Origin of the sequence: Burkholderia sp. Ac-20384 (assembly GCF_017104605.1) — a bacterium.
Lineage (GTDB): Bacteria > Pseudomonadota > Gammaproteobacteria > Burkholderiales > Burkholderiaceae > Burkholderia > Burkholderia lata.
Genome location: NZ_JAAGPE010000570.1, coordinates 1 through 2,559, shown reverse-complemented (window position 1 = coordinate 2,559; position 2,559 = coordinate 1). Strand labels below are relative to the sequence as shown.

Annotated in this window: 3 protein-coding genes; all 3 read right to left on the bottom strand. The window is 70.7% G+C overall.

Annotated features, from left to right (window positions below; all coding sequences use genetic code 11):
* The coding region (locus G3O00_RS41805) for a tetratricopeptide repeat protein (RefSeq protein ID WP_206146502.1) at nucleotides 1-830 on the bottom strand (830 nt) is incomplete at its 3' end.
* Entirely contained in the window at nucleotides 827-1,771 is a 945-nt protein-coding gene (locus G3O00_RS41800) for a type II secretion system F family protein (RefSeq protein WP_174930486.1), read from the bottom strand. The genes G3O00_RS41800 and G3O00_RS41805, both read right to left, overlap by 4 nt.
* Nucleotides 1,768-2,559: type II secretion system F family protein (locus tag G3O00_RS41795; protein ID WP_206146501.1), on the bottom strand; the 792-nt coding region annotated here is incomplete at its 5' end. The genes G3O00_RS41800 and G3O00_RS41795, both read right to left, overlap by 4 nt.

Below are 2,559 nucleotides of genomic sequence, written 5' to 3'. Positions count from 1 at the left end.
GCGCCGGACAGCGGCGGCGCGCTACCGGCACTTCCGGCCCCCCCTGCGCCCCCGCGCGACGCAAGCCGCGCGCGCACCGCCTGGTAGAAACGCAGGTTGTCGGCCACCGCCGACGCGGGCAACTCCGCGGACAGCAGCTTCTTCGCCGAATCGGTGTTGCCGAGCACGCCGTACGCGAACGCGAGATTCTGGCGCGCCTGCCACGGCGCGGACGGCAGCCCGGCGACGTCGAGCAGCACGTTCACGCCCTCGCGCGGCCGGTTGCTCAGCACGAGCGACAGCCCGAGGTCGACACGCAGCCCCTGCGCGTCCGGGTGCGCACGCAGCGCGTCGCGATACACGACCTGCGCATCCGCATGACGTCCCTGCAGGTCGAGCACCGTGCCGAGCCCTTCCGCCGCGAGCGGATGGTTCGGCTGCGCGGCTAGCAGGTCGCGATAGCGCTGCGCGGCTTCGTCGAGACGCCGCTGCCGCAACGCGACGCGCGCAAGCCCGAGCCGCGGGCCGAGTTCCGCGGGCGCCTGCCGCTGCGCTTCGTCGTAGAGGATCCGCGCACGCTCCAGGTCGCCCGCGCGGTAGTTGACGTCGCCGAGCCCCAGGCGCGCCGCGAGCGAATCGGGATGCTTCGCGAGCACCTTCTCGTACAGCGTCGACGCGAGATCGACGTTGCCGCCGGCGAGTGCGCTGTCGGCGATGCGCAATTCGGCCTGCGGGTCGTCGCTCTTGTGCGACAGCACCGGCCGCGTCTGGATGCCCGGTGCGCCGCAGCCGCCGGCCAGCATCGGCAGCACGGCCGCGAGCGCGAACGCGCGTACGACGGATCGTGTCATCTGAATACCTCGAGCAGGCGAATCGCCGCCGGGCCCGCCGCGATCAGGCAGACCGTCGGCAGGATGAACAGCATCATCGGCAGCGTGATCTTCGGCGCCAGCTTCGCGGCCCGTTCCTCGAGCGCGACGATCTGCTCGGTGCGCTCCGTGCGCGACAGCGTGCGCAACGCCTGCGTGATCGGCGTGCCGAACCGCTGCGACTGCGTCAGCGTCGTCGCGAGCGAGCGCGCCGACGTGAAATCGACACGCATCGCGAAATGCGCGAGCGTCGCGGCCACATCGCCGCTCAGCGTCAGCTCGTCCGCGCACACGGTCAGCTCGTCGGCGAGCGGCGGGCAGATGCGCGCCAGTTCGTGCGCGACGCGCCGGATGCCCGACGCGAGACTGTTGCCGGCCATCGTGCAGATCACCAGCAGATCGAGTGCATCGGGAAAGCACGCGGCGATGATGCGCCGCCGCCGCCGGATCATCGCGCCGAGCACGTATTCCGGCACGATCACGCCGATCACGAACGCGGCGATCATCGCCAGCGCGCGGATCACGAAGTATTCGCCGAAGCGCGGAATCAGCGGGCTGAACACGATCGCACCGCACGCGAACAGCACGCCGCAACTCAGCTTGATCCCGATCATCACCGACACCGTGCGGCGCTCGCGAAAACCCGCGCGCGTCAGTTGCAGGCCGAGCTTCACGCGCTGCATCGGGTCGAGCACCGGCAACCGTTCGCCGAGCTGCGCGAGCCGGCGCGTCAGGTCCAGGCGGACGCCACCCGGCTGCAGCCACCCCGCCACCGATGCCGGCGGATGCTGCCCGGCAGCCAGCCGCACGCGCGCGGCGATCCGCTGGCGGGTGCCGCCGCCGGGCGTGCCGAGCGCCACCGCGACACAGCCGAGCAACAACAGCAACTCGAGGCCACGGGCGGCCAGTATCGACATCGTCATCGCGCGGTATCCAGTTTCGAGATCTTGCGGATCACCAGCAGACCGACCGTCAGCAACCCGGCCGCGATCGTCAGCATCGTGTTCCCCGGGTGCGTCGTGAACAGCAGCATCACGTAGTCGCGGTTCACGAGGAACAGCGCGCCGATCATCACGAACGGCACCGCCGAAATAATGTTCGTCGTGATGCGCCCTTCGGCGGTCAGCGCGCGGGTCTTCAGGCGGATGTCGCGGCGCGTGCGGATGATGCTCGACAGCTCGTCGAGCGTTTCGCCGAGGCTGCCGCCCGTCTCGCGCTGCAGCAGCAGGTAGACGGTGAAGAACGAGAAGTCCGCGATCATCAACCGGTCCGCCGCCTGCGTCAGCACGTCCTTGAGATCCGCGCCGACGCGCAGGCTGTCGCCCATCGAGCGGAACGTCGTGCGCACCGGCTCGGCCGCGCCGTCGCCGACCATGCTGATCGCCTGCGTGACCGGAATGCCCGCGCGCACGGCCCGCACGATCACGTCGATCGCGTCGGGGAACGCTTCGAGAAAGCGGATCCGGAAGCGCTCCACCAGCGCACGGTAGCTGGCGCGCATCGCGACCAGCGGCAACCCGGCGTAGATCAGCGGACGCAGGAAACCCGGCGGCCCGATCAGCTTCACCGCGACGATCGCCGCGATCGCACCGGCGATCGTGCTCGCGACGACGATCCTCACCCCGCCCTTGCCGCCGACCGCGCGCACGCGCGTCACGCGGCGCTGCAGCCACGCGCGCAGGCGGCCCTGGCGGCGCTCGAGGTTGAACAG

Excerpts from the sequence above, each read along its gene's own strand:
- G3O00_RS41800 (WP_174930486.1), bottom strand. The coding sequence starts at position 1,771 with ATGACGATGTCGATACTGGCCGCCCGTGGCCTCGAGTTGCTGTTGTTG.